The organism is Clostridium sp. TW13, assembly GCF_024345225.1.
In the GTDB taxonomy this organism is placed as follows: domain Bacteria; phylum Bacillota; class Clostridia; order Clostridiales; family Clostridiaceae; genus Inconstantimicrobium; species Inconstantimicrobium mannanitabidum.
Genome location: NZ_BROD01000001.1, coordinates 2,968,671 through 2,994,970 on the forward strand (window position 1 = coordinate 2,968,671; position 26,300 = coordinate 2,994,970).

Annotated in this window: 21 protein-coding genes, 1 pseudogene and 1 riboswitch; of the genes and pseudogenes, 3 read left to right on the forward strand and 19 right to left on the reverse strand. The window is 28.5% G+C overall.

What is annotated here, in order from left to right; all coding sequences use genetic code 11:
* Positions 1-207: 207 nt before the first annotated feature.
* Together OCU47_RS14030 and OCU47_RS14035 are read right to left on the reverse strand one after the other, a co-directional pair.
* On the reverse strand, positions 208-1,053 hold the full coding sequence (locus tag OCU47_RS14030) for a Cof-type HAD-IIB family hydrolase (protein ID WP_261829229.1): 846 nt from the start codon (positions 1,051-1,053) through the stop codon (positions 208-210).
* 205 nt (positions 1,054-1,258) lie between these two features.
* A complete protein-coding gene (locus OCU47_RS14035; RefSeq protein WP_261829230.1) occupies positions 1,259-2,734 on the reverse strand; it encodes a family 1 glycosylhydrolase in 1,476 nt (491 codons plus the stop codon).
* 261 nt (positions 2,735-2,995) lie between these two features.
* On the opposite strand from OCU47_RS14035, the gene OCU47_RS14040 reads away from it, so the two are divergent.
* Entirely contained in the window at positions 2,996-3,886 is an 891-nt protein-coding gene (locus OCU47_RS14040) for a MurR/RpiR family transcriptional regulator (RefSeq protein WP_261829231.1), read from the forward strand.
* 78 nt (positions 3,887-3,964) lie between these two features.
* Here OCU47_RS14040 and OCU47_RS14045 read toward each other — a convergent pair whose 3' ends face one another.
* The gene (locus OCU47_RS14045; RefSeq protein ID WP_261829232.1) at positions 3,965-6,382 is read right to left on the reverse strand and encodes a histidine kinase N-terminal 7TM domain-containing diguanylate cyclase; all 2,418 of its coding nucleotides are present in this window, start codon (positions 6,380-6,382) and stop codon (positions 3,965-3,967) included.
* Positions 6,383-6,654: 272 nt separating this feature from the next.
* On the opposite strand from OCU47_RS14045, the gene OCU47_RS14050 reads away from it, so the two are divergent.
* Positions 6,655-7,215 (forward strand): hypothetical protein, encoded by a 561-nt coding sequence (locus tag OCU47_RS14050; RefSeq protein WP_261829233.1) that lies wholly within the window; start codon positions 6,655-6,657, stop codon positions 7,213-7,215.
* A 105-nt stretch (positions 7,216-7,320) separates the two neighbouring features.
* Here the strand turns inward: OCU47_RS14050 and OCU47_RS14055 are convergent, their stop codons facing one another.
* The 9 genes and pseudogenes from OCU47_RS14055 to OCU47_RS21830 all read right to left on the reverse strand — a co-directional run.
* A complete protein-coding gene (locus tag OCU47_RS14055; RefSeq protein WP_261829234.1) occupies positions 7,321-8,277 on the reverse strand; it encodes a tRNA dihydrouridine synthase in 957 nt (318 codons plus the stop codon).
* Between the two features lie 131 nt (positions 8,278-8,408).
* Positions 8,409-9,650 (reverse strand): DUF445 domain-containing protein, encoded by a 1,242-nt coding sequence (locus OCU47_RS14060; RefSeq protein WP_261829235.1) that lies wholly within the window; start codon positions 9,648-9,650, stop codon positions 8,409-8,411.
* A gap of 11 nt (positions 9,651-9,661) precedes the next feature.
* The gene (locus OCU47_RS14065) at positions 9,662-10,939 is read right to left on the reverse strand and encodes a DUF445 domain-containing protein (protein ID WP_261829236.1); all 1,278 of its coding nucleotides are present in this window, start codon (positions 10,937-10,939) and stop codon (positions 9,662-9,664) included.
* A 283-nt stretch (positions 10,940-11,222) separates the two neighbouring features.
* The gene (locus OCU47_RS14070; protein ID WP_261829237.1) at positions 11,223-12,155 is read right to left on the reverse strand and encodes a hypothetical protein; all 933 of its coding nucleotides are present in this window, start codon (positions 12,153-12,155) and stop codon (positions 11,223-11,225) included.
* Between the two features lie 42 nt (positions 12,156-12,197).
* Entirely contained in the window at positions 12,198-12,635 is a 438-nt protein-coding gene (locus tag OCU47_RS14075; RefSeq protein ID WP_261829238.1) for a hypothetical protein, read from the reverse strand.
* Between the two features lie 42 nt (positions 12,636-12,677).
* Positions 12,678-13,115 carry a hypothetical protein gene (locus tag OCU47_RS14080; protein ID WP_261829239.1) on the reverse strand — a complete coding sequence of 146 codons (438 nt, stop codon included), beginning with the start codon at positions 13,113-13,115 and terminating at the stop codon, positions 12,678-12,680.
* A gap of 42 nt (positions 13,116-13,157) precedes the next feature.
* On the reverse strand, positions 13,158-13,595 hold the full coding sequence (locus tag OCU47_RS14085; RefSeq protein WP_261829240.1) for a hypothetical protein: 438 nt from the start codon (positions 13,593-13,595) through the stop codon (positions 13,158-13,160).
* Between the two features lie 42 nt (positions 13,596-13,637).
* Positions 13,638-13,979, reverse strand: coding sequence for a hypothetical protein (locus OCU47_RS14090; RefSeq protein ID WP_261829241.1), 342 nt, complete (start codon positions 13,977-13,979; stop codon positions 13,638-13,640).
* A gap of 78 nt (positions 13,980-14,057) precedes the next feature.
* A pseudogene (locus tag OCU47_RS21830) lies at positions 14,058-14,231 on the reverse strand (DapH/DapD/GlmU-related protein); the annotation flags it as partial.
* Between the two features lie 975 nt (positions 14,232-15,206).
* Here OCU47_RS21830 and OCU47_RS14100 point away from each other — a divergent pair.
* On the forward strand, positions 15,207-16,358 hold the full coding sequence (locus OCU47_RS14100) for an acyltransferase (RefSeq protein ID WP_261829243.1): 1,152 nt from the start codon (positions 15,207-15,209) through the stop codon (positions 16,356-16,358).
* A 216-nt stretch (positions 16,359-16,574) separates the two neighbouring features.
* Here OCU47_RS14100 and OCU47_RS14105 read toward each other — a convergent pair whose 3' ends face one another.
* From OCU47_RS14105 to OCU47_RS14135, 7 genes are all read right to left on the reverse strand, one after another.
* Positions 16,575-17,177, reverse strand: coding sequence for a TraR/DksA C4-type zinc finger protein (locus OCU47_RS14105; protein WP_261829244.1), 603 nt, complete (start codon positions 17,175-17,177; stop codon positions 16,575-16,577).
* A gap of 130 nt (positions 17,178-17,307) precedes the next feature.
* Positions 17,308-18,987 (reverse strand): WD40/YVTN/BNR-like repeat-containing protein, encoded by a 1,680-nt coding sequence (locus OCU47_RS14110; protein WP_261829245.1) that lies wholly within the window; start codon positions 18,985-18,987, stop codon positions 17,308-17,310.
* Between the two features lie 146 nt (positions 18,988-19,133).
* The gene (locus OCU47_RS14115) at positions 19,134-20,231 is read right to left on the reverse strand and encodes a TolB family protein (RefSeq protein ID WP_261829246.1); all 1,098 of its coding nucleotides are present in this window, start codon (positions 20,229-20,231) and stop codon (positions 19,134-19,136) included.
* A gap of 51 nt (positions 20,232-20,282) precedes the next feature.
* Entirely contained in the window at positions 20,283-21,629 is a 1,347-nt protein-coding gene (locus OCU47_RS14120) for an amino acid permease (protein WP_261829247.1), read from the reverse strand.
* A gap of 423 nt (positions 21,630-22,052) precedes the next feature.
* A riboswitch (glycine riboswitch) is annotated at positions 22,053-22,139 on the reverse strand.
* Positions 22,140-22,676: 537 nt separating this feature from the next.
* Complete coding sequence (locus OCU47_RS14125) at positions 22,677-23,669, reverse strand: Gfo/Idh/MocA family protein (RefSeq protein WP_261829248.1); 993 nt, start codon at positions 23,667-23,669, stop codon at positions 22,677-22,679.
* A 48-nt stretch (positions 23,670-23,717) separates the two neighbouring features.
* Positions 23,718-24,404, reverse strand: a complete 687-nt coding sequence (gene rpiA, locus OCU47_RS14130) for a ribose 5-phosphate isomerase A (protein WP_261829249.1) — start codon at positions 24,402-24,404, stop codon at positions 23,718-23,720.
* A 373-nt stretch (positions 24,405-24,777) separates the two neighbouring features.
* Complete coding sequence (locus tag OCU47_RS14135) at positions 24,778-26,271, reverse strand: BglG family transcription antiterminator (RefSeq protein ID WP_261829250.1); 1,494 nt, start codon at positions 26,269-26,271, stop codon at positions 24,778-24,780.
* Positions 26,272-26,300 lie beyond the last annotated feature (29 nt).

Here is a 26,300-nt window from a genome sequence, read left to right on the forward strand (position 1 = left end):
TATGCCATTTTTTGCGGAATATTTTGTCTTTTTCTTCTTATGCTTATTCTTAATATTTTCAGATACTTCTACATCATCCAAAACAAACCACAAACTCTCAAATACTAAAATAAAAAGATACCTTATAGGATAAACTATTAAAATCAAGTATATCTTATAGAAACCTTTTATAAGTAAGGCTACTAATAAATTTATCCCTTCATATAATTATATTAATCCATGCTTTTTTAAACTATTATAAATGCCACCTTCATCATGACTATCTGCAATTTCATCTGCAATTTCCTTTAGACCTGCCTTGGCATTCCCCATTGCAATACTTAATTTACACAAATCAAACATTTCAACATCATTCATTCCATCACCAAAGGCAATTGTATCTTTTACATCTATGTTTAAATGCTTTAAAAGAATTTCTATTGCAGTTGCTTTATGAATATTGGGTATTCCAAGTTCCCCACTATCATCACCAAAGGCTGGAACTGTACAATGGATAACTTCAAATTCATTCTTAAATTCTTCTTTTATTTGTTCAAACGAAATATCTTTACATTCTAAAAAACAAGCTTTATTAACATCGTCTCTATACATATATTGTCCACTAATTAAACATTCAATGAAATTATTAGGATTATTATCCTTTTTACATTTTGTAGCCTGATCATTCTCTATATCACCATAGAAAATTTTTTCTAGCTCATGAATCAAATTTTCACTTGCATATAATCCACCATTTGATTCAATATAAAAATTCACATTGTGTTCATTAAAAAAGTCTACCAAATGTCTAACATTTTGTTCACTAACTTTTTTATGATATAGCATTTTATCTCCAACCTCTACAAAACCACCACCTGCTCCAATTATCCCATCAAAACCAATATCTATTATATAATCAAATATTTCTGCTTTTGAGCGACCTGTACACAAATAAACTAAATGTCCATTTTTTCTAGCTTCTTTTACAGCTATAGCTGCAGACTCTGGAACAAATCCATCATCATTACACAAGGTTCCATCTACATCTATGAAAATTATTTTTCTACTTATCATTACAACCACCACATCTCCTTATAACACGAAACTATATAATAATTTCTTAAGTAAACAAAAGACTACCTAAATAAAACATACATTTACATAGGCAGTCTTGTATTTTATATATAATCTATTATTCTTAGGCATCTGAAAATAAACTGGCATATGGACTTATTTATTTTTTGAAACTGCCTTAATATTCTAATTTTAAAGCATAAATTTATAGACTTACGTCCTCTCCATTTGAACTAATAACCTTCTTGTACCAATCAAATGAATCTTTTTTACTTCTTGTTAGAGGACCATTGCCATCATCATTTTTATCTACATAAATGAATCCGTAACGCTTTCTCATTTCTCCAGTACCTGCTGATACAAGATCAATACATCCCCATGGAGTGAAGCCCATTAGATTTACTCCATCTTCTTCAACAGCTTTTTTCATTGCCTCAATATGTCTAGCTAAATATTCAATACGATAATCATCATGAACAGAACCATCTGCTTCTACCTTATCAATAGCTCCCATACCATTTTCAACAATGAATAAAGGCAGATTATATCTTTCTTGTAATCTATTTAATGCAAGTCTTAATCCAGTAGGATCAATCTGCCATCCCCAATCAGTTGATTTTAAATAAGGATTTAAGATTGAAGTAGACATATTTCCATCAGTTACCCTTTTAGATTCATCAGTACTTACTACTGAACTTGAGTAATATGAGAAACCAATATAATCAACAGTACCATTCTTAAGTATCTCATCGTCTCCTTCTTGCTTATCTAGTTTTATCCCTAATCTTTCATATTCCTTCAACTTATATTGAGGGTAAACACCACGACATTGAACATCAGAGAAGAAATGTCTTTGTTGATCTGATTTCATTAACAATAATTCATCTTCTGTATTACAACTCAAAGCATATGTAGATCCATAAGCAGTCATCATACCAATTTTAAATTCAGGATTAATTTTATGTCCCGATTGTACCACTTTGGCACTTCCTAAGAATTGATGATAAACAGCTTGTGCTTTTGATTTGGCATCACTCTTAGTAACTCCACCTGCAAAAACAGGCATAAAATCCATTATGTTAATTTCATTAAAAGTCATCCAATACTTAACCTTGTTTTTATATCTATTAAAGATTGTGTTGCAGTAGTTTACATAGAAATCAATCACTCTTCTGTCTAACCATCCACCATAATTATTAGCCAAAGCAAGTGGAGTTTCATAATGAGAAATTGTAACTACTGGTTCAATTCCGTATTTTAATAATTCATCAAATACATTGTCATAGAACTCTAAACCTTTTTCATTAGGTACTGCATCATCACCATTGGGGAAAATTCTTGCCCAGTTAATTGATAATCTGAAACACTTAAAGCCCATTTCAGCAAATAATGCTATATCTTCTTTATAATTGTGATAAAAATCTATAGCTTGATGACTTGGATAATATTCTCCTTCATGACATTCTAATATTGCTCCTTCTGGAATTGATTGAAAAGGTAAAACTGTTTGTGATTTTTTAGTTCCATCAGGCATAGTATAAGTAATTCTTCTTGATGACTTATGACTTCCATTTGTCATAACATCAGCAGTACTTAATCCTTTACCATCTTCTAAATATGCTCCCTCGAATTGGTTAGCTGCTGTAGCTCCACCCCATAAAAAATCTTTTCTAAATGCCATATTAATATTCCTCCCTTATTAATGGCTTGAGATATCAATATCTAAAGCTTATTAAACTATATATTATTTTGAAATTATTAATTTAAAATTTACAGACAATATAGTTTGCTATTTGTATGATATAATCATAGATAAAAAATATTTAAATTTTAATAGTTTAATCGCACTTTAGAATGCCGTTCCATTTTTATTGCTTATTTCATATAAAATAATGAAACGCCATTCTAAATTGTTTCAATACATAAAGGAGGAGATTTGCTTATGCTAATTTCAAACAAACTTGAATCTATAGACACTTTATCTAAATCAGAGGAAATTCTCGCAAATTATATTCTTAGTCAAAAAGAGAACATAGAAAATTTATCTACTAAGGACTTAGCAAATGCTACATATACCTCTCCTTCAACAGTAGTTCGTCTATCTCAAAAATTGGGTTTTAGCGGATGGAATGAATTTAAAGAAAAATATCTTGAGGAACTTCAATATTTAAATAATCATTTTTCTAATGTTGACCCTGATTTTCCTTTTGAAGCTCATGATACATTAATGAATATTGCCTCAAAGGTAGCTCATCTCGCTTCAAACAGTATTGAGGATACATTATCTTTGATAAAAAATGATGTACTCCAAAAAGCTGTGCATTTATTGTGTAAAGCACAAATCATCAATGTATATGGTATTAGTAATTCCTTACTTATGGCTTATGATTTTAAACATAAAATGCTTCGTATTAATCGCCATGTTGAAATTATGAACTTACCTGGTGAACAGTATATTGTAGCATCAAACTCTTCTCAGATTAATTGTGCAATACTAATTTCATATTCAGGTGAGTCAAAAGAAGTAATAAAAATTGCAGAAATGTTGAAAGCACGAAACACACCAATAATTGTATTAACAAGTATTGGTGAAAATTCATTAACAGCCTTTGCTGATTGTATTTTTTCTATTTCAACAAGAGAAAAACTATATTCTAAAATCTCAACCTATTCTAGTAATGCTTCTATTCATTTGATTCTAGATATCCTATATTCTTGCGTATTCAAAATGAATTATAACTACAATTTAAACTATAAGGCTGGTATTTCAAAAGATATAGATGAAAGATTTGCAAAAAGCAACTTGCTAAAGGAAGAGTGGAGCAAATTGTAATATATACCTTATAACGACAAACAAATCCCCCTATGAAATTTCTTTCGATAGGGGGATTATTTATTAATTGATAATATTTTACATCCAAACTGCTTTTGCAATGTTCTTATACTCATACATATGTTTATCTGCAACCTTTATTAATTGGTCAAACTCTATTCCATCCTGTGGATAATTAGCAATCCCATAGCTATAACTGCAAATAACATCGTTTTTATCTAAACATACTGGATTAACTTTAAATGATTCAAGTAGCTCTTCAAACCTACTAACTAAACTTTGTTCATCAACATTAAAGAAAACTCCAACAAATTCATCTCCACCAAATCTTCCTACAAAATCACAAGGTTCACATAAGTCTACTAATCCTCTTGAAAATACCTTAATCAGTCCATCACCAGCTAAATGACCATAATTATCGTTAACAAATTTTAATTCATTTAAATCAAAAACTACCACCAAAAAATCTTTTTTGTCTTTAGCATCATCATAAATAATGTTATTAAGTAATTCTTCAAAGTAACTTCTATTATATACACTTGTTAGTCTGTCATATCTAGATAGATAAATAGTCTTTTCATAAAGCTTATGCTTGGTAATAGCAATTGAAACTTGATTTCTCATATATTCCAGTAATTCTAAATCGTCTTCACCAAAAAAATTGTTATATATGCTGTCAATATTTAAAAAACCATATAACTTGTCATCTATAATGATTGGCGAACTAGCAGAAGACTTTATCTTTTCTCCTGTTTCAGTATCCAGCATCAATATACCATTCATTTTATCAATATCATTAAAAATAACTGTTTTATCAATATTCTCCCCATTATTAAACCAAGAAAAATGTTCTTCAAGCTTGATTACAAACGATTTAGCCTCTTCCAAATCATAACCTTTAGTCGCAATTATTTTTAAATTTTTATCTTCATCCAAAAGTAATACCGAGCCACTACTTTTCCTATCAACGCAATTAATAACTTCTTCTAAAATCACTTGAAGTAAATCATTAATATTAGAGTTTTCGTTAAATGAGTATCCTATTTTTAACATTGCCTCTTTAAACTTTGATAACTTCTTCACATTGGCTTCATTCTTTTTTGATTCAGTTATGTCTATAATAACACCAACTAAACCCTTATCATCATTACCATCTGAAATAACTGACTTACTAATAAGAACATCATGGCTTGTACCGTCTTTATGCATAAGCTTTGATTCATAAACCTTATTTTTTTGTTCATTAATTAAATCCCTACTTGTTTCATCATAAACTTCCACTAATCCCTTCTCGAATATTTTATAATTAGGGTTTCCTATAAGTTCTTCTTTTTTAATTCCAAGATACTCTGTGAATGCGCTATTGCACATATTATAAACTCCGTATTCGTCTTTAGAGTATATAGGATTAGGAATAGCATCTATAAGTGTTTGAAGAAAATTCAAATTGTCAGATAATCTTTTTCTTTGAAGTTCAATTTCTGTCACGTCATTGAGAATTATTATTTTTCCAATTACTTCATTATCATTTTCATATATTTTGCTATTATTTATCTTATAATATTTTGTTTGTTCTTTATTTTTTATACTTATCAAACTATCATTATAAGAATCATCATTTATAACTGTTATTATATCTTTATGTTTCTTTAACACATCATCTATTTTTTTGTCACCAGCATCTATGTACTTTAACTCTGAGATAATATTTTTTGAGGCATCGTTAAAATTAACAATATTATTTTCAGGATCTAGTATTATAACTCCATCCTGCATATTCCAAAAGACTTTTTCTAATGCTATTGGAGTAATCTTTAACAACTTGAATCTTAATACAGCATAGCAAAAAATTATTTCTGATATTGAAAATGTAAGAGGACATAAATCAATATTAAATGGTAGTAATTTAGCCATATAAATAATATTTGAAGTCCATGGTATTATCCAAGCTATTATTAAAAATATTATTTGTTTTCTTATAATTGAAATTGAATTAACACAAGATAACACTAATATTAGCAGTCCTGAAAGCATCACTACATATGCATATGCAATATTAACCCAATACCAAGGTCCTTTTACTATTTCTACAATTGAGAAAATACCATGATTGTTTATATATAAATTTTTATAAAATAGATGATGAAAATCATTTGTATAGTTTAACACTACCGTAATAATGGGTATGATGTATAACAACACTAAACATCGCTTTTTTAAATTCTCTTCAAAACTACTAAACTTGAGCACAAAAATCAGCCACATTATAGGCAAAAATGCTATTCCAAGATATTCTACCTTAATCCAAAACTTTACCCATTCAATATTTCCACTTAATATTTCAAAGGCATATCCAAATGTATAAATTAATACTGGTATTAAAGATATACATACATATCCCTTTCCCTTTTTCCATGCAAAATACCCTATATACATCAACACTAATGTAGATATTAGTAGTATTAAACTAAAATAATTATTCAAATTCAAAAACATCACCTCGTATAAACTATTATACTGAACCTATAACTAAAATGAATTTATTAATCACAAATAGTCAATTATCAATATATTCTTCATTGCCATCATTATTTTTTCTAACAATATTTTTTTCATAATATTAGCACTTGCTATTTTCCATTATAACATCTAATTTAATTTAATAAATATATTACTTATGTCATATATAATTTTATCCTTAAGTCACTACCTGCAAAACTGATAATATATTAAAATTTATACATAAAACAATTTGGAAGGTGAAAGATATGAACTATTTACATTTAGCAAATTTAATACACTTACTTATAATTACTTTATTAATAATCCATAATATATACAGACAAGTTGCACTAAGACCTGTTAAACCAAGAAAATACATAATACTACCAATAATCTTCATATATATTACGTTAAGCTCAATATGTGAATTAGGTGAAACTATTATGTATAAAGAAGCAATTCAATTTATTCTTCTTGCTTCACTAGGAATAATATCTGGAATAATTTCAGGTATGATAACCAAAATATTTACTGGCGATGATGGCGTACTATATCAAAAAGGTGGACTAGCTACTGCCTTAATATTACTTATTGTCCTTACTACTCGCTATTTCTTAAGACATTCACTTGCTTATATGCCTGGAGGGGCTCTTTTAGATAAAGAAGGTCTTTCTTACTTAATAATATTATCCTCACAATTGCTAAGTAGAAGTATAACTATGTTAATAAGATGCCCTCAAATTTTAAATCTTTATGTTTCTACACGCCAAAATAGAAGAAAAGAAAGAAAGGTAAGAAGAGCACAAAAATATAGAAATGCTATATAATTTTTCTAAAGTTACATATTACTTTATTAATAACTATAGAAAGCTTTATGTTTAATATTAGCATAATTAAACATAAAGCTTTAATTTCCAATAAAAGTTAAATAATTAAAATTTACTTTCCCACTCTTCTAAAATATCCTGTTCTCTGAATAGACTTGAAACTGCTATATCATAATCTGCTAATCTCTCTGACTTTCTAATCCTTTTTGCGTATTTCTCATTATTAGAAAATATCTGACTCATATAGAACCACATTTCCTTCATCTTAAACAAAACATTTCTATCTCCAGAAAGGTCTTTTTTATAATCTTCATAAACTCTATCATGAAAATCCTTTAATAATTTCTTTTCAAGCTTTGTATTATTTTTAATCTCTCCAATTAGACCTGGATTGCACAATAGCCCTCTGCCAAGCATTATTGTATCTACACCATTAAACTCATTGGTAAACTCATTATAATCTTCAACTGTAAAAATATTACCATTATATATAACTGGATTTTTGCTTAAACTCAATGCATCTTTAAACACTTTTAAATTAGGCTTATTTTTATAAAAATCTTTCTGAGTTCTAGGATGGATTATAAGCTCCTCTATAGGATATTTATTGTATATCTCTATTAAATCATAAAATTCTTCTGGCTCATCTTTTCCTATTCTCGTTTTTATTGAGATTTTAGTTATGCCTGCAGAATAAATTTCTTCTAAAAATATATCAAGTTCTTCTCTTTTTGCAAGAAACCCTGAACCTCTGTTTTTTGAAACTACAGTTCCTGACGGACATCCTAGATTTAGATTAATTTCATTATAACCTAGTTCTCTTATCCTTTTTGAAGTGTGTATAAAATCTTCTGCATTATTTGTTAGTATTTGTGGAATAAGAACTATTCCTTGATTGTTTTCAGGCAAAATATCCTTTATATCACGCGTCTTAAAACTATTACTTTGGTTTGCAACAATAAAAGGTGAAAAATATCTATCTACGTTATTGAAAAAGGTCTTATGCGCATTTCTATAAATGTAACCAGTCAACCCTTCCAAAGGTGCCAAATAAAAATTCATATAGTTAAAAACTCCTTTATTCAAATATTGGTATTAATTCACTAACTTGCACTAAATAAATCACATTACATTTTTAACCTCTACTATGCACTTAAAATCAGTACTAACTTTAAATTAGATTTACTTATTAATTAAGAAAAAAATCCTTTAATAATTTGTACAATATACGGTTCATAAATTAGATTTAAAAATAGGAACAATACTAGACCTATGCATCCACCAAGTACAGATCCATTTATTCTTATCCACTGCAAGTCTTCTCCTGCTTTATCTTCTATAAATTGATTTAATTTTTCATCTGTAAAGTTATTTAAAGTATCACTTGCAATACTTCCTATTACATTATGTTTTTCCTCTAAAATTTTATAGATTACTTCTCTGATACCATTATTTATTGAATTTTTAAAATCAGTATTTGCTTTCAAATACTCCCATAGTTTTTCTATAATATTACTTATAACTTCTTCTTTTATTAATGATGGAAGTTGCTCTTTTATAATTGGTTTAAAATCAGTTTTTTCTAACAAATTCAACTTCCATTCCTCAATTGAAGCTGGTGAAAGCTCAATTCCCTCAATACTTTTTATTAAATTATTTGCACATACATCCGAAAGAATACTATCTTCCTTAGTAAGATCTGTAAGTATATTTTGAAGCTGACTTTTGATTATTGCAGCTAAATCATCTGCAATTACTACATTCAATTTACTAAGTAAACTTTTAAATGAAAAGCTTGCATCTTCATCACTACTAGTAAATATCTTTTGGGAAAATGCTAATATTTTTTCATATCCTTCTTCTTTAGAAATCTTATTTAGAAAATCACGTGCCCATTTTACTCTATTTTCATATATAAATTTATTCTGTATGAAAGCCTTAAGCTTATCTGATAAGTTTATGTTTTTACCTTCTTCTTTTATAACATTTTCTATGTAAACATCTAATTTTCCTGAAGCCTTACTATTTATATAGTTCATTATCACTTTAGTAAGCTTCTCTAAAACTTTTGCTTTTACTTCTTTATTCTCATCAACATACTTGACAATATAATCCACTACAGATATATTATCTATCTGCTTTTTCAATGTACTCTTACTTAATAAATCTGTTTCAACTAAATTGGAAGTTGAATTTATAATGGCTTTTCTGTTTCTTGGTATTATTTCAGTATGGTAAGGAAAACCTAAAGGTTTTGTAAAAAGTGCTGTAACTGCAAACCAATCTGCTATTCCCCCTACTAAGGAAGCTTCTGAAACAAATAGCATTAGCTTAAATATAAACATATCTTTATAAAAATATCTTAATACTACGCAGACACAAAAGAAAATAGCTGAAACTAAAAGTGCCATATTAGCTTTACGTTTATAATTCATATTTCTCTCTCCTAACCTATCCCAAATGTAAGCATATATGTTATTATTCCAACAAGGCCACCAACTATAGACCCATTTACTCTAATTAACTGTAAATCATCACCTATAATAGGCTCTATCATATTTGATAATTCCTCTCCTGACACCATATCTAGCTTCTCTTTAACTATTAATCCTATTTTATAATGATTTCTTTCAACCATTTTTTGAAGTAAATTTTTTATTGCATTATCTAATTTAAATTGCTTTTCATCATTACTTATAAAAGCGTATACCTGATTATCTAATATTTTTTCTACAATATCAGAGGTTTTATTAGGTTCTGACTTTAAATTAGAAATATATTGAGTTAACATAACATTAACCTCATTAAAAATGTCTTGTCCTTCATCTAATTTTGCATTTTTCCAATCTTCTATTTTGTTCTTCAATTCTTCATCATCACTTAATCTTCTAATTTGTTTTCTTATAAATGACTGTATTTCTTTTCTTTCACTGCTCTCAGTTCTTTTCATTTGTTGAACAAATCCTATTAACTTTTCTTGAACAGCTTTTGCAATACCTTCTAGATTTCCCTTTACAAAAAATCCAACAATCATAATTAAAAAGTTTCCTCTGTTAAGCTCTAATATTTGAAGTACAGCATCTTGAAGAAGTACTTTTGCCTCATAAGTCTTAGATAGCTCTTCTATTTTATCAACTATTATATCTGTAATCTTTTCTTTATATCCGTTATCCCACATCCATTCTAGAGTCTGTGAAATAATGCTTGAAAGCTTAATTGATCTTAGATTAGATTTTAAAATTTCATTTTCACATTCTTTTAAATTAACTAATCTTTCATCATTCAAATTTCCAAGTATCTCTGTAAAGATATTGTTTAATATAATAACCAAATCTTGCTTTTTATCAGATTGAGTTAGTTCTTTTATAGTTTGTGATGCATTAATCTTTTCAAGCTTGTTAATAATGCTTTCCTTAGTTAAAAGTTCTTTTTCCACCATGTCTACCAAGGCTTGAAATATACGTTCTCTGTTTTTAGGTATTATCTCTGTTCTAAATATTTTTGCTAATACATTGCTATTTAATGGCTTTCTAAAAAGTGCTACCACAGCAAACCAATCTGCTAATCCACCTATCATTGCAGCACAACATAAGCTAGATATTAAGCCACCTAAAAAGCTATCATGAAATGGATAAGATACAAAAAAAGTTATAGAGAAAATTAATAATATCCATGTTGCTATATTACTATTTTTTCTTTTCACACTACTAATACTTCTTTCCATTTTTTATTCCTCCATAGTTTAAAATATTTTGTCTACATTGTTAATTTTTATTCTTTTCCCATACGCAACCTAATCAAATAACTTTTTTTATAAGTTAGCCACAAATTTGATTTTAATATAATATCCTAAAGAATAAAAAACATCTATTAGATTCCATATGATTATATCATAGATACTTTACATATATGATTGAAAAAATGCAAAAAAAATAGTAGTTTCCTCTTATAATAGGTTACCACTATTCTTATTCCACTACATTATAGATATGTAATATAAGTCCCATCTAATCTGCTTGTCTTTTTTCCTTCCAAATTCTCGCACCAAATATGACTACAACTGCTAATTCCGCTAATGTAGCTAATATAAACATAAAAAATGCATTATCTAATAAAAATTTATTTTGCCAAAAATTCAATTTCCACTTTGTTTCAGTTGAATAAAATACAAATTGCACTATTGAAGTAATAATTTTTATAAAGCAGAGCACTCCTATCATAAATATTTTCACGCCTTTCCCTTCAAAAGATTTACTCTGATCACCAGCGAAAATTCTAAATTGATCTTTTAAAATACTGCTTTCTGAAAGTTCTCTTGCTATCTTTAAATTCAGAAAATATATAAACATACCTAAAGGATACCATAAATTACATATTAAAGTTAGATAATGCTCATAAGGATTAAAGAAACCAATTATCATAGAAATCATTAATGTTAAAACACAAATTCTGTTTAATTTTTTGTATTTTTGTTTATTGGGATTTATATATACACATTCATTAGTCATTTGTTTTAAAACTTTTCCTTTATACACGAATGCAATTAGTAATAATGTATTAAAAATCATTGCTATTATAAAACATACTATGCTTACAAGGTCAGGATTACTCCACCCTTTGTCTGGAAGCACAACATATAATGATTTAAACACTGTTAATTGTAAAATTCCAAGGAGCAATTTTGACAAAAAGAATATGCTTGGTACAATACAGATAAGCTTACTCAATATTTTAATTAATACTTTTATAACTTCATTTTCACTATGTATTTCTAATTCTTTTTTCATAATTATAATTATAAAAAACAAAATCTCTAATATAAATAAAAAAATTAATTCTCCAAAATTGGCTCCTGCTACAAAATCTGCATAAGGATTTGACTTAGTTGCAACAAGTCCAGCTATTGCAAATATAAGCCATAACCTACTAAATTTTCTCACTTTGTCTACTCTCCACTACTTAGTGTATTTCTTTGTTTTCACTTAATTTGCCTTCTTTTTCAAACTCTTTATTCTATATATAAATGATATTAGTAGTAATACATTAAAAATCATCTCTACTATTAAACATACCACACCCATTGTATCTGGATTACTCCAAATTTGATATGGTGCAGCTATTTGATGATCAGAAGATGCTACTATAAATACGAGGCCTCCTGCTAATAACTTTATGAAGAAAAAAATAACTGATACTATATATAACATGATACATGTGCCTTTAATTCCAGCCTTTGCAAAACCATTCTCTCCATATCTGATCATTATTTTCAAAACGCTCATAATATAACCGTATGCTATGGTAATACAAAACAACTCAACCACATTGAAGATGCCAAATATTCCGATATACGGATTAAGCAACGTTGCGGCTACTTCTATGATGCCAAAAACCCACCAACACTTACTGAATTTCTCCACAATAATCACTCTCCACTACTTAGTACATTTCTTTGTTTTCAATTAATTTGCCTTCTTTTTCAAACTCTTTATTCTATATATAAATGATATTAGTAGTAATACATTAAAAATCATCTCTACTATTAAACATACCACACCAATTGTATCTGGATTACTCCAAATTTGATATAGTGTAGCTATTTCATGCCGAGAAGATGCTACTATAAATACGAGGCCTCCTGCTAATAACTTTAAGAAGAAAAAAATAACTGATACTATATATAACATGATACATGTAGCTTTAATTCCAGCCTTTGCAAAACCATTCTCTCCATATCTGATCATTGTTTTCAAAACACTGATAATATAACCGTATGCTATGGTAATACAAAACAACTCAACCACATTGAAGATGCCAAATATTCCGATATACGGATTAAGCAACGTTGCGGCTACTTCTATGATACCAAACACCCACCAACACTTACTGAATATTTTCATTATAATCACTCTCCACTACTTAGTACATTTCTTTGTTTTCAATTAATTTGCCTTCTTTTTCAAACTCTTTATTCTATATATAAATGATATTAGTAGTAATACATTAAAAATCATCTCTACTATTAAACATACCACACCCATTGTATCTGGAGTACTCCAAATTTGATACGGCACAAATATCTCATGCCGAGAAGATGCTACTATAAATACGAGGCCTCCTGCTAATAACTTTAAGAAGAAAAAAATAACTGATACTATATATAACATGATACATGTAGCTTTAATTCCAGCCTTTGCAAAACCATTCTCTCCATATCTGATCATTGTTTTCAAAACACTGATAATATAACCGTATGCTATGGTAATACAAAACAACTCAACCACATTGAAGATGCCAAATATTCCGATATACGGATTAAGCAACGTTGCGGCTACTTCTATGATACCAAACACCCACCAACACTTACTGAATATTTTCATTATAATCACTCTCCACTACTTAGTACATTTCTTTGTTTTCAATTAATTTGCCTTCTTTTTCAAACTCTTTATTCTATATATAAATGATATTAGTAGTAATACATTAAAAATCATCTCTACTATTAAACATACCACACCCATTGTATCTGGATTACTCCAAATTTGATATAGTGTAGCTATTTCATGCCGAGAAGATGCTACTATAAATACGAGGCCTCCTGCTAATAACTTTAAGAAGAAAAAAATAACTGATACTATATATAACATGATACATGTAGCTTTAATTCCAGCCTTTGCAAAACCATTCTCTCCATATCTGATCATTGTTTTCAAAACACTGATAATATAACCGTATGCTATGGTAATACAAAACAACTCAACCACATTGAAAATTCCAAATATACCGATATAAGGATTAAGTAACGTTTCAACTACTTCTATGATAGCTATTGCGTAGAAAATTTATAATTTCCATTTAACATTTTCTTTTATTACTTTTGCTGGGTTTCCAGAAACAAGAGTATTGGGTGGAACATCCTTTGTAACTATTGAATTAGCGCCTATAACTGCTCCATCTCCAATAGTAACACCTTTCAAAATACTCACATTACTGCAAATCCATACATTATCTCCTATTTTAACTGGTTTTGTTACTGTATTCTGGCTGTTATCAGCATAACATATAGTATGAAAATCTGTATCCATAATTTGCACATTCCACGAAATCGCACAATTTTCTCCAATTTCCACAAGTTTTCTTGATATAATTAATGCTCCAACTGAAATAAACGAATTATTTCCTAATACCATTTTTGCATGTGGTCCAACAATAATTCTTGCACCTGGTTCTACTGTAAAATCACCATCTATATCAAGACTACCACCTTTAGCAATTTGGATTAATGTTAAATCATGTCTAACTTGCCCCATTTCACCAACTCTAGTACCTGTTATTCCAAGCCTAAGATTCCCCTTAATATTGAGTTTACATTTATGTATAGAAAGTCTTATCTTTCCCTTCCATGATGATCTAATTGGAAACTTCAAAAACCTTCTAGTAGTAAATCTTAATGAATACCAAAATGTTTTAATAAGACTTCTAGGATTACATACATATACTTTTATAGTTGCTAAGTTCATATTTCTCATTTCCTTTCAAAGTAACATAACATGTATAAGTATATTACTTTTTTGTAAACAAGTCTACTTATTGGATTTATATAGTTAATAAGTAAAACTTCTATAACTTCCAGCACCTAATCTCAATAATGTCACTGTACATGTTGATTTGTTAATTACAAGTATATAAATAGCTCCTTCTGAAATTGTTCCAACTGTTCTATTAATTGAATTAGCATCATCTATAGTATTCTGCCAAGGCGCATAGCAAATAGAAGAAATTACATTTACATTTTTATATTTAGCTAAATTATCAACTCTATTATTGACTACACTTGTAGCAGCGCCTAATGTCCAATTTGTTACAATATATTTAATATATTGTAATTGGATAAATATAGTGTTATAATGTGTTAATACACAATACCAAATTAATTGAATTGTGATATTTTGTTGAGTATTCTATTAAAATAGTTAGAAAAGGGGATCTATATGAGTGTTTTTATGGCATTAAAACAAAATAATCTTACAAAAGAAAAGAAACAACGAGAGATGAACTTAGAATTATTAAGGATAATTTCAATGGTTATGGTGGTTACCTTGCATTATATGTCTCACGGTAGCGGACTAAGTCAAAATAAGGTATATAGCGTTAATTGGTTCTTTTCATGGACAATAGACACCTTAAGCATGGTTTCAGTGAATTGCTTTGTTTTAATAAGCGGATATTTTTTGGTGCAATCTAAATTTAAGTTAAAGAAGATAATACAACTTTGGTTGCAAGTACTATTTTACTCCATTGGCATTTACATAATATTAGCAGCAACAGGATTAATAAATTTCAATATTATAGACTTTGGAAGTTCTTGTTTACCTGTTCTATTAAGTCAATATTGGTTTGCACAAATGTATATAGCTTTGTATATTTTCTCACCTTTTTTAAACATTTTAATCCATTCATTGAATAAAAATCAGATGCGAAATTTATTAATGATACTTTTCTTTATGCTTAGTTTATGTCCAACAATTTTGCCTTTTGGAACAACTGTTGAAAAAGGTGGAGGATATAGCATTACCCATTTTATGTTTTTGTATCTGATAGCATCATATATAAGATTATATTGGAATTCTAATAAAAGAAATTATCATTATATTTGTGGATACCTTTTACTAATTTTGTTTCTATTAGTTTCAAGGCTTGTTCTTCCACTAATTGGTCTTAGTTATTTATTATGTACATTTTATCAATATAATTCTCTTCCAGTAATTTTAGCCTCTATATGTCTTTTCATGTTTTTTAGAGGTATATCAATTAAAAATAATATTGTTAATAAAATAGTAAAATCTATTTCAGGACTAACATTTGCTGTATATCTTATACACGATAATAATTTTATAAGAAATACATTATATAAAGAAATTCTTCATACTACTTCATTCGGAAATACACCGCTCTTTATACCAATTACAATATCTTCGATTGTTGGAGTTTTTGTTGTATGTATATTCATAGATTCAATTAGATACCGTATTTTTATTCTTATTGAAAACAGTAAACCTTTTGATTACACTAAGACTAGTTTAACTAAATTATGGTTGAAGTTATCACCAAGTATATATGCTAATGCTGCACAAAACAATTAAAAACACAATTTATTTTCTATAGATAAAATTCAAAAAATTTAGGAGCTACTATACTAAGAGTAAATAATGCAATATTGTTTGGATTTACTAAACAATATATTGCATATAAACTTCTTAATGTGGCAGCTCCTTTTCATTGTAATTAATTATATAAACTAAAAACACCCCATGCCATAGTCTATTAAAATTCAGGAATTAACCTTTAAAATAATTCACTTAAGGTAATTGATTCTTATATTGTTCATTACTTATTTTTTCAATCTCCTCAACATAATCATTTTCTTCGTCATAATATCCATCTTCATTCTTATTATTATTGAAAACTTGCACTGATTGATAAGTATCTTCTGCATCAAATTCTATATCATCTTTATCATAGTGAGTGAATCCATATCCAAGAGGTTTAAGTACACTTTCTTCTGGCACTCTATGCTTGGAATCATATGTTTTTACTTCACTAATAGCATCCTGGCAATGAATACAATTTTTTGCATAAGGTAGAGCATCCAATCTTTCTTTGTCTATATCCTTTCCACATGTTTTACACTTACCATAACTTCCATCATCTATAGATCTTAATGAGTCATTTATTTCATCTAACATTGATGATTCATTTGCTTCAAGTGCTCTGCCCATCTCAACCTCAAAGGTCTCAGTAGCTATATCCGCAGGATGATTATCATAAAATGATAATTCGCTAGCAACCTCAGCATTAAATCTAGTCATTTCATTATCCTTTAGTTGATCAATAAGATTAGTAACTCTCTTTTTTTCTTCCATAAGTTTATCCTTATAATATGTAAGTTGCTCTTTATTCACGAAAAAACCTCCTTTCAAAAGTAGTACTTAATTATATTCTTTCAAAAGGAGGACTTTTTATAACATTATTTAATTAGCAATCACTTCTATACATCTCTTACTTTGTTAGTATAATTTCTATATATACATTTTACTTAACTTCCTTTACGTATTCCCAAGTTCGTCCTTGATCTTTTGATTGATACAACGCCTTGCAGGCACCATTATAATCGCCATCAAGTCCTTGTCCTATTAATACATTAAGCTTTCCATCCTTCTCATTAGGAATTTCCGGCAAATCAAAAGGATCACTTTTTTGTCCATTGTCTAACTTTACATCTATTTTAGGAAAGTCTACCTTTTTATATGATAAACCACCATCTTCTGTTCGGTATAACATTCCTTCTTTGCCACCATTACGAGATATACATATGAAACCAAGTTTATCATTTAAAAAACTTATTCCAGAAGCCTCTCCAGTACTTCCACAGAATGGATCATCATTTATAGCGTTCCACGTTATTCCTCCATCTGAAGTTTTATTTAATGAATAAGATTTACTGCCAGCAGCTGATGCAGCTACATCTAAACGATATCCAACTTTATTTGATATATAAAATTCATTTGCATTATCAGAAGACTTTTTTGAAACATCTTTAAATTCCTTTGGTCTAATATTCTCTAAGCTTTCTGAAAGTATATACCTAACAGGAATATCTGTATTTTCTTTACCTGGTACAAATACAGATACAGCATACCCTTTTATTTCTTCTGATGCTTTAGTAGCTGGTTTTGTAGTTCCATTTGAATTAACATATACAATTCCATCTGTATTGTTTCCAAAACTCCTCATACCATAATAAAGAATGCCATACTTATTTTCATGCCATTTACTAACTGTTTGCTTAACTGAAATAACTTTTACTGTATCAATTAAAGGCTTTAGACGCTTATCTTCGTTATATTTAGCATTTACATAACCATTTAAAATAACTGTTATATCCGCTGACTTCTCTCTATTATAAGTAATTAAATAACTTTGAAGCTTTCCTTTATCATTTTTTCCGTAAAGATAAGTATCAAAAGATGTAATTATGCCATTAGAATCAAAATTAAGGGTAAAATTATCAGAAATATATAAATCTTTAGGCATAGTGATTTCTTTGTTTATATCTGTAAAAATACCTTCTATTCCTTGCTCATATATATTATTATGCTCAAATTTTAAAGTTTTTTTGTTTTTTAAGTCACCTAAAACCCATGAAAGCTTTCCATTATAATTGATTGCACTCTTATATATTTTGCCACCATAAAATAATGAAATAAACACTATTAGTATTATTGCTACATAAGTCCAAACTTCTTTATAAATCCCATGATATTCAACATTAGTCTTTAGTGTCTCCCTCATCAGTCCTATTTCTTCAGACGTTTTATTTTTCGTATCTAAAATTAATATAGCTTTATTACTAAGTACTATAAAACTATATTTTTTGTTTACTTTAAATGATTTAATATCTTGGAATTCAACTCTAGACTGCTCACCTTCTTGAATATTTATACCACTATTATCAACTTCATAGTTCTCTATAATTTTTTGTGAATCTGGTGTGGTTTTTTTAATTATTATAGCTTTAACTATAAAAAATATGATACAAGCTAAAAAGAACAACATACATATAAATAATATTTTTATATTATTTTGCATTTTTCCAAACTTACATAATGTATATAATTCATACATTGAAATTCCATATACCAATATAACTATTGGTGAAGTAATAATTGATAAAAATAATCTTTTCTTTATGATTCGCTTATATTTTTTCATTTAATCCACCTTGCTCCCATTTGGTTTGTAATTATATATAAATTATACAACAAACTTACAACCTTAACCTATATATTTAATATTTCATAATTTAGAAACAATTAAAAACCCCAGACTAATTTAATTAATCTAGGGTTTAACTTTTATTACTTTATTGTTGGAGTATAGGCAGAACCTAATTCATTGTTCGATGTATTAACTCCATTTTTATAAACATTTAATGACCATGCCTTACCTGTTGTATTATCACATATATACAAATCATAAGCACCTAATCCACCATTTCTATTGCTAGAAATTATTGTATACTTCGAATTTACAATACAAACATCTGAATTATCAGAGTTTGAAACATTAAATGGCATACGTACTGGGTTAGCATTAGTCTGAGTATTTTTAAAATATATCATGTCATTTGGAGCAGGTCTTGTATAAAAAAATCCTGTACGATCCTTTGTTACTGGATAATATTCTTTAATCCCTGAGTCAGCACACCCTGATACTTTTACCGGATTCCCTCCAGATGCAGAAATTATATATATATCTGTTTTTCCGTTAACTAACCCGGAAAAGTATATATTAGATCCATCAGCAGAGTAATACGGCATTGAACATTCCATAGAAGTACTTGCATAAATAGTTTTTGTAACTCTAGTAGTTATATCCATGCTTTTTATGTAATATACCCCACCATAAGTGGATTTAAATACTATCTTGTTGTTACTGCCCGGATAAAATTTAGGATCTTCATCCCTGTTGCGAGAAGAATTAGTAATATTTATCGGATTCCCTTTAGCTCCAATAGTATAAGAATATAACTCCCAATTACTATTTAATCTATCGCGCCCCATAAACACTATCTTTTTCCCATCTGCAGACCAAACAGCATTCATAACATCATAAACATTTGTCCACAAAGAACTTATACAAGTTAAAGTTTTACTTCCTAAATTAAGAATATATAACTTACTATTTCCATCTCCATATGACTTATAACTATGATATATAACTCTTCCTGATATGCTGGGATATCTGCTAGTATTGCTAGAAACAGCTCCAAACACTGAAACTTTTGATGTAACCAATTCAAGTTTACTTCCATATAGTGTAGCTTCAGAATGTGCTTGTCTTCCCAGTGCAATATCTGTTGAAGAAGTAAAAGGATTAGTATTCAACGATACCAATAATATTAATAAAAGTGATATCTTAGTTGTTACTAATATTGCTTTATTTAACTTTTTCATATTTATTTTTTCCTAACCTCATCCTGAAATTTAATTATTAAATAACAAGAATCATTTTGATTTAAGTAACTTATGAATTCCCCAAAGCATTATAAACCACACAGGTGTTACAAACAAAGCTACACGAGTTTCATTATTAAGAGCCAATGTAACTATAACAAATGCAAAAAATGCTAAAATTATATAGTTAATCATAGGATAAAGTGGCATTTTAAATTTGTTCTTAGCAGCAAGCTCTGGATTAACTTTACGATATCTTAAATGACATATAACTATAATCGCCCAAATAAAGATAAAGCAAAATGTTGATATACTCGTAATAAGTACAAATACACCCTTTGGCATAATATAATTTAAAATGACTGAAATCAAAATAACAATTGCAGAGAATATTGTAGCATTAAAAGGTACTTGAGTCGAGGTTAAATTCTTCATTGATTCAGGTGCATTTCCTTCTTTAGCAAGAGAATAAACCATACGGCTTGTACTAAAGATACCACTGTTACAAGCTGAAGCTGCTGAAGTTAATACAACAAAATTTACAATACTTGCTGCAGCTGCAATACCTACTGTAGCAAATACCTGAACAAATGGGCTTTTATCTGGGTTAATTGAATTCCATGGATATATGCTCATAATTACCAAAAGTGCTCCAACATAGAAAATTATAATTCTAATTGGAATACTATTAATAGCCTTTGGAATAACCTGCTCTGGATTCTCAGTTTCACCAGCTGTTAATCCAACTAACTCAATTCCAGTAAACGCAAATACAACCATTTGGAATGAAAGAATAAACCCACTCATACCATTTGGGAACAAACCACCATGTCTCCAAAGGTTTGTAAAGCTAGATGCACCAGCATTAGTTGAAAATCCTTTTATAATCATAAATGTACCAATTATAATTAGTGCTAAAATTGCAACCACTTTTATTAAAGCAAACCAGAATTCCATTTCACCAAATAGTTTTACTGCTGTAAGGTTCATAATTAATAAAATTATAAGAACTATAAGACTTGGAAGCCATTGAGGTATACTAGGAAACCAATATTGTATATAAAGTCCAGCTGCAGTTACATCTGCCATGGCAAGTGAAATCCAGCAGAACCAATAAGTCCATCCTGTAATAAATGCTGCTCGTTCCCCTAGATAATCATATACGAAGTCTACAAAGGAATGATAATTTAAATTAGAAAGCAATAATTCCCCTAGCGCACGCATTACAAAAAAACATATTATTCCTGTTATCATATAAGCAAATAAAATAGATGGCCCTGCTAAGTGGATTGATCTTCCTGAACCAAGGAATAGTCCAGTACCAATTGCACCTCCAATTGCAAGTAATTGAACATGACGATTTTTTAATCCTCTAGATAAATTTTCATTTTGTGACATAGATATTCCGCCTTTCTGAATGTTACTGTTCATAAATCTACATGACCATTCTTCATTCTTATTGGAAAGACACTTTAGAGCAAAAGGCATTTGAATAATTAAAAAAATTCTAGACATGCTATAATATAAATTTTAGTTCTATTAATAAATCTAAAAGTAAACTTTTAAATCTACTATAATATATTTTATGTAGGTATCTTATTAGTTGCTCCATTTTACTACTATATGATAGGCAAAAATTCCATACAGGACATATAAAAATTAATAACTAGTCCAAATACACTAGTATATAAACCAATGTCCTTTCAGATGCCTAAAAACACCTTTGACTAAATAAGTATTCAGTGAATGTAAATAAAAACAGAGCTAGATATGATTTAGATAATAAAGTAATTCTAAATATATTACTTTCATAAGATATGTTATCTGCCCCTTGTCCTTTTACCTGAGAGTTTCGTCTTACGACTTTCTCCTTCGGTGCTCATTAAGAGTCTCTCCAAGGATTCATCCAATAGCGGTCATCTCTAATTAAATAGGTACCTGAAAGATTTACTTCTTCGGTGAATGGCCATAGTCATTGCTCTCCCGCTATTTTCATCTGAACTATTATGTTTTATATTTATATATTAATATATTTTCAATATTGATGCAACATTTTTTTCATTTCAATAAAAACCCAAGTCTATTTTTACCATAATGCCAAAAATACTTATATGCAAATATTAAGGCATCTGAAAATATCCCATATACTGATCTATTTTTAGATGCCTAATGTTAAAATAAAACCAAACTTGATCTTATTTAGTTTATCCGATAGCTAGCATCCGTAACACTCCAACTTTATATGAAACTCCTCTTCCTAAAGTCAGATGAGTACTCACAGAGTAAGCGACCATCATCAAATCATAGATTTGAGATGTCTGCTTAACCGATTCACACTAAATCATAGATTTAGGTTCTCTGCTTAATTTGGAGATAACGGCTGCACGCTCCTGGATAAGTTCAACTAAGATTCAGATGGGGAGCAAACCCCACCTGAATCAAGTTTCACTTGATATTCTTATCTGCTGGAAATATAATTCCACTTTTCATTCTAGCAATAGTTTGAACTTCAATAACTATTAAACTATGCTCCAACATTCCATAACATTTCTCTAAATCATTGCTATTTACTATATCTATAAATTCAATAAACTCATTAACCATACGATGTGCATACTTGTTTTCATTAATCAAAGAATTTGTTCCATCATTCAACAACAATTCAAACCCTTCACAAGTGTTAGTTGGAGTATCTTGATATATACATCCTTTATCTCCTTGAATATTATTTGCAATAGGTGCTTTACAGTCTTTTGCTCCAATACAAACACATTTAAATGTTTCGTACTCTAAGATTAATACCCCTGATGTGTCTATTCCTCTTTCAATATTAGGATAATACTCAATATTTTTAGGTTTTCCAAATAATCCAACTACATAATGAGTATTATAAATATTCAAATCCATTAAAGCCCCACCAGAACAATTAGGATTAAATGCAGGCAATACATTACCTTCTTTAAAACTATTATATCTACTAGAATATTGTGAATAATTGCATTGAACAACTTTTATCTTTCCCAAAAGTGGAAGCAACTCTTTAATCTTTTTATAATTAGGCAGATATTGATTAGTGATTGCTTCAAATATAAATAAGCTTTTTTGCCTAGCCAAATCATTTAATATTAATGATTCCTTATATGTTGATGTTATAGGCTTTTCAATAATAACATTCTTATTTGCTTCCAATGCCTTTTTAGCAAATTCAAAATGCAGGTTATTAGGTAGTGCAATATAAACAGTATCTACGTTACTTCTTAATAATTCATCATAGTCATAAAAAATATTATTAATTTTATATTCTTTCTTAAATTGATTCAATTTTTCTTCTGAACTCTTTCTTCCATAAATAGCTTCTAACTCTAACCCCTGCAAATGCTCAGTGATTGCCAAAAATTCCTTTACAATCATTCCTGCTCCAATAATCCCTAATTTCATATTTGTTCCTCCATATCTTATGTATAATAAACTGTATTTATAAAAAACTTATGTCCTTGAAATAATTCTTACACCAGCATCTCCTGCTACTATTATTTTCGTAACCTCTTTGGTAAATATTGATGTTGCAATTACTCCATTGATTTCATTTAAATCATTATTTAACTTTTTTAAGTCTCTTATATCTTCAAATTTTATGTCTAACAAAAGGTTTCCATCATCCGTAATTAAATATCCATCCTTATTATAACTTACTCTGGCTACAGGATTTCCGCCTAAACTTCTAACCATCGTGCTTACATATGCCAAGGAATCCTTAGTTATCTCTAATGATATTGGACACTTACAATTCAATTTCTTGGTTAATTTCTTTTCATCAATAAGTAAAATATATTCCTTTGCCATAGAAGCAATTAACTTTTCTTTTGAAAATATACCTCCACCTCCTTTGGATGCATAAAACATTTCATCTACCTCACCGCAGCCATCAAAAGCAACATCAATTTCATCTACAAAACATGTTGGAACTACTTCCACACCATACTTGATACAAAGACTTCTTGTATTATCAGATGGTGTTACAATTTTAATTTTCAAATTATGTTGTATTTCTTTACTTATGAGTTCAATTAAACAAGCAATATTTCTTCCTGCTCCTAAACCAATTACAGTATTATTTTTTATATATCCAATAGCTTTTTCAGCACATACTTTTCTTAAATTCTCTTCATCCAAATTATTTTTCCTCCCATATTTAATAACTCTTTTTAATCATACTTTACATTTATGCATTCCTAAATACATGTTTTTTACTGTTAGTATCGCAATTTATCAACATAGAATTTACTTAAAATATAACTTCATTTGCAAATACATGACAATATAATTAGTTACTGCTTCAAGTACTTCTTTAGTTTTATTATAATAACTCTACTATTCTTTCAACAAACTAAAATATTTCACCTTGAATGGTGAAATATTTTATTCTATCTGATAAGTTTAAATGCAATTCATATGTAACTGCGCGCAAGCTGAATGAATTCTCACTTAACTTCTTAAAAATACAATAATCCTATAGGCAAGATATAGACTAAGTCTATATCTTGAACTATAGGATTAATTTCCTTGTACTATTTTTAAAATATTCTGCTATCATATCAATATCATTTTGTTCAACTTCAGGATTTATTCTAATAAAAGGAATGTTAGTGATATCAGCTATTGTTGAAGTCGTGATTATTAAATCCACATTTTTTAGATTGTCTTCATTTTCATACATAAATCCTTGATAATCATAAAATCTAAATAGCTCTAGCTTTTCTCCAAAACAGCTTTTAATTCTAGCTTCAATGAAACTTACTACAGACTCATCATAATCACAAACAATAATAATATTGAGCTTATGATCATAAATGCCACACATGGTTACTAAATGAAGTGTTATATAGGCTAAATCAATCTTCCCAATATCTAAATTCAGTTTTTTCTTAATGATATGCACCATTTCACTGGCCATTTCAAACTCTGTTTTATGGCTTTTAACCACTTTTTCATCTATACTGTTTGATATACAATGCCTATATTTTATTCGATTTATCATCGGTGCTATATATAAAATTAATTTATATTTATTATCTGAATTATAACTTAAATCTATATTGAATTTTTCACATAAGGTTATTAGAAATTCTTCTACCACACAAACGGCTTCTTCTGTTTCAATATTTTTAATATCTGTTCCTTTGAGAAATTGCCTTGATTTAAAATATTGCTGCAAATTGAGCCACTCTGTTTCTGATAGATTAACCTGTAATTTTTCTTCTACTTTTTTTCGTATGGCAATCATCGCTGACATAAGCATATCATTTTTACTATCAGAATCATCTAAAGCAAATCCTAATTTTTGACGTTTAATTGCAACTAATATTTCATAGCATAAAAGTTGAGAGCTATGTCCTGATAGATAATAATTATGTTTTTTAGTTTCCGCATCTACTATATGGTAAATTTCTCTGCTGACTGAAATTACATCCTTATCTTCAAATAAATAATTCCAATACTTAGAAACAGTACTTATATTGATCCTTCTTGCCAAAATCCAGCTGATAATATTTCTTTTTTCTTTTTCATTTGCTTTAAGTGTAATTCCATCATTTAAAGAATAACTTACTCCTAATTTCAGATTTTTCTTTAGCCACCTATTAAGAGAAGTAATATCATTATTTACAGTAGCTACAGATACATATAATGCTTCTGATAACTCCTCTACGTAAATATATTTTTTAATGGTTAGCTTCAATAATATATATATTTGTCTGTCTACTGGCAAATTAGGTGTTTCAATTATATACTCATGATCTAGTACTTTTCTTATAAAATTATTTTTCTTCAAAATATCTTTGCTGTTCTTATCAAGAAAATAACCCTTTTTTATATTAGAGTCTACTTTCACATTGTAGGATTTTAGAGAATTATTAATTTCCCTAATATCTTTTCTTATTGTACGAATTGTTACATTACAAAACCTAGCTAACTCATTTCCATTAATATATTCTTCAGCATTTAAAATTAAATTTAGAATATCTCGTTGCCTTCGCTCCAAATTTATGATCACCTACCTTATTACAAACA

Bases quoted from the DNA above. Each gene is read 5' to 3' on its own strand.
- OCU47_RS14065 (WP_261829236.1), bottom strand. From the start codon at position 10,939: ATGGAAAGAAGTATTAGTAGTGTGAAAAGAAAAAATAGTAATATAGCA.
- OCU47_RS14060 (WP_261829235.1), bottom strand. From the start codon at position 9,650: ATGAATTATAAACGTAAAGCTAATATGGCACTTTTAGTTTCAGCTATT.
- OCU47_RS14080 (WP_261829239.1), bottom strand. From the start codon at position 13,115: ATGAAAATATTCAGTAAGTGTTGGTGGGTGTTTGGTATCATAGAAGTA.
- OCU47_RS14040 (WP_261829231.1), top strand. From the start codon at position 2,996: ATGCTAATTTCAAACAAACTTGAATCTATAGACACTTTATCTAAATCA.
- OCU47_RS14100 (WP_261829243.1), top strand. From the start codon at position 15,207: ATGAGTGTTTTTATGGCATTAAAACAAAATAATCTTACAAAAGAAAAG.
- OCU47_RS14050 (WP_261829233.1), top strand. From the start codon at position 6,655: ATGAACTATTTACATTTAGCAAATTTAATACACTTACTTATAATTACT.
- OCU47_RS14035 (WP_261829230.1), bottom strand. From the start codon at position 2,734: ATGGCATTTAGAAAAGATTTTTTATGGGGTGGAGCTACAGCAGCTAAC.
- OCU47_RS14125 (WP_261829248.1), bottom strand. From the start codon at position 23,669: ATGAAATTAGGGATTATTGGAGCAGGAATGATTGTAAAGGAATTTTTG.
- OCU47_RS14120 (WP_261829247.1), bottom strand. From the start codon at position 21,629: ATGTCACAAAATGAAAATTTATCTAGAGGATTAAAAAATCGTCATGTT.
- OCU47_RS14030 (WP_261829229.1), bottom strand. From the start codon at position 1,053: ATGATAAGTAGAAAAATAATTTTCATAGATGTAGATGGAACCTTGTGT.
- OCU47_RS14055 (WP_261829234.1), bottom strand. From the start codon at position 8,277: ATGAATTTTTATTTGGCACCTTTGGAAGGGTTGACTGGTTACATTTAT.
- OCU47_RS14085 (WP_261829240.1), bottom strand. From the start codon at position 13,595: ATGAAAATATTCAGTAAGTGTTGGTGGGTGTTTGGTATCATAGAAGTA.
- OCU47_RS14110 (WP_261829245.1), bottom strand. From the start codon at position 18,987: ATGAAAAAATATAAGCGAATCATAAAGAAAAGATTATTTTTATCAATT.
- OCU47_RS14115 (WP_261829246.1), bottom strand. From the start codon at position 20,231: ATGAAAAAGTTAAATAAAGCAATATTAGTAACAACTAAGATATCACTT.
- OCU47_RS14045 (WP_261829232.1), bottom strand. From the start codon at position 6,382: ATGTTTTTGAATTTGAATAATTATTTTAGTTTAATACTACTAATATCT.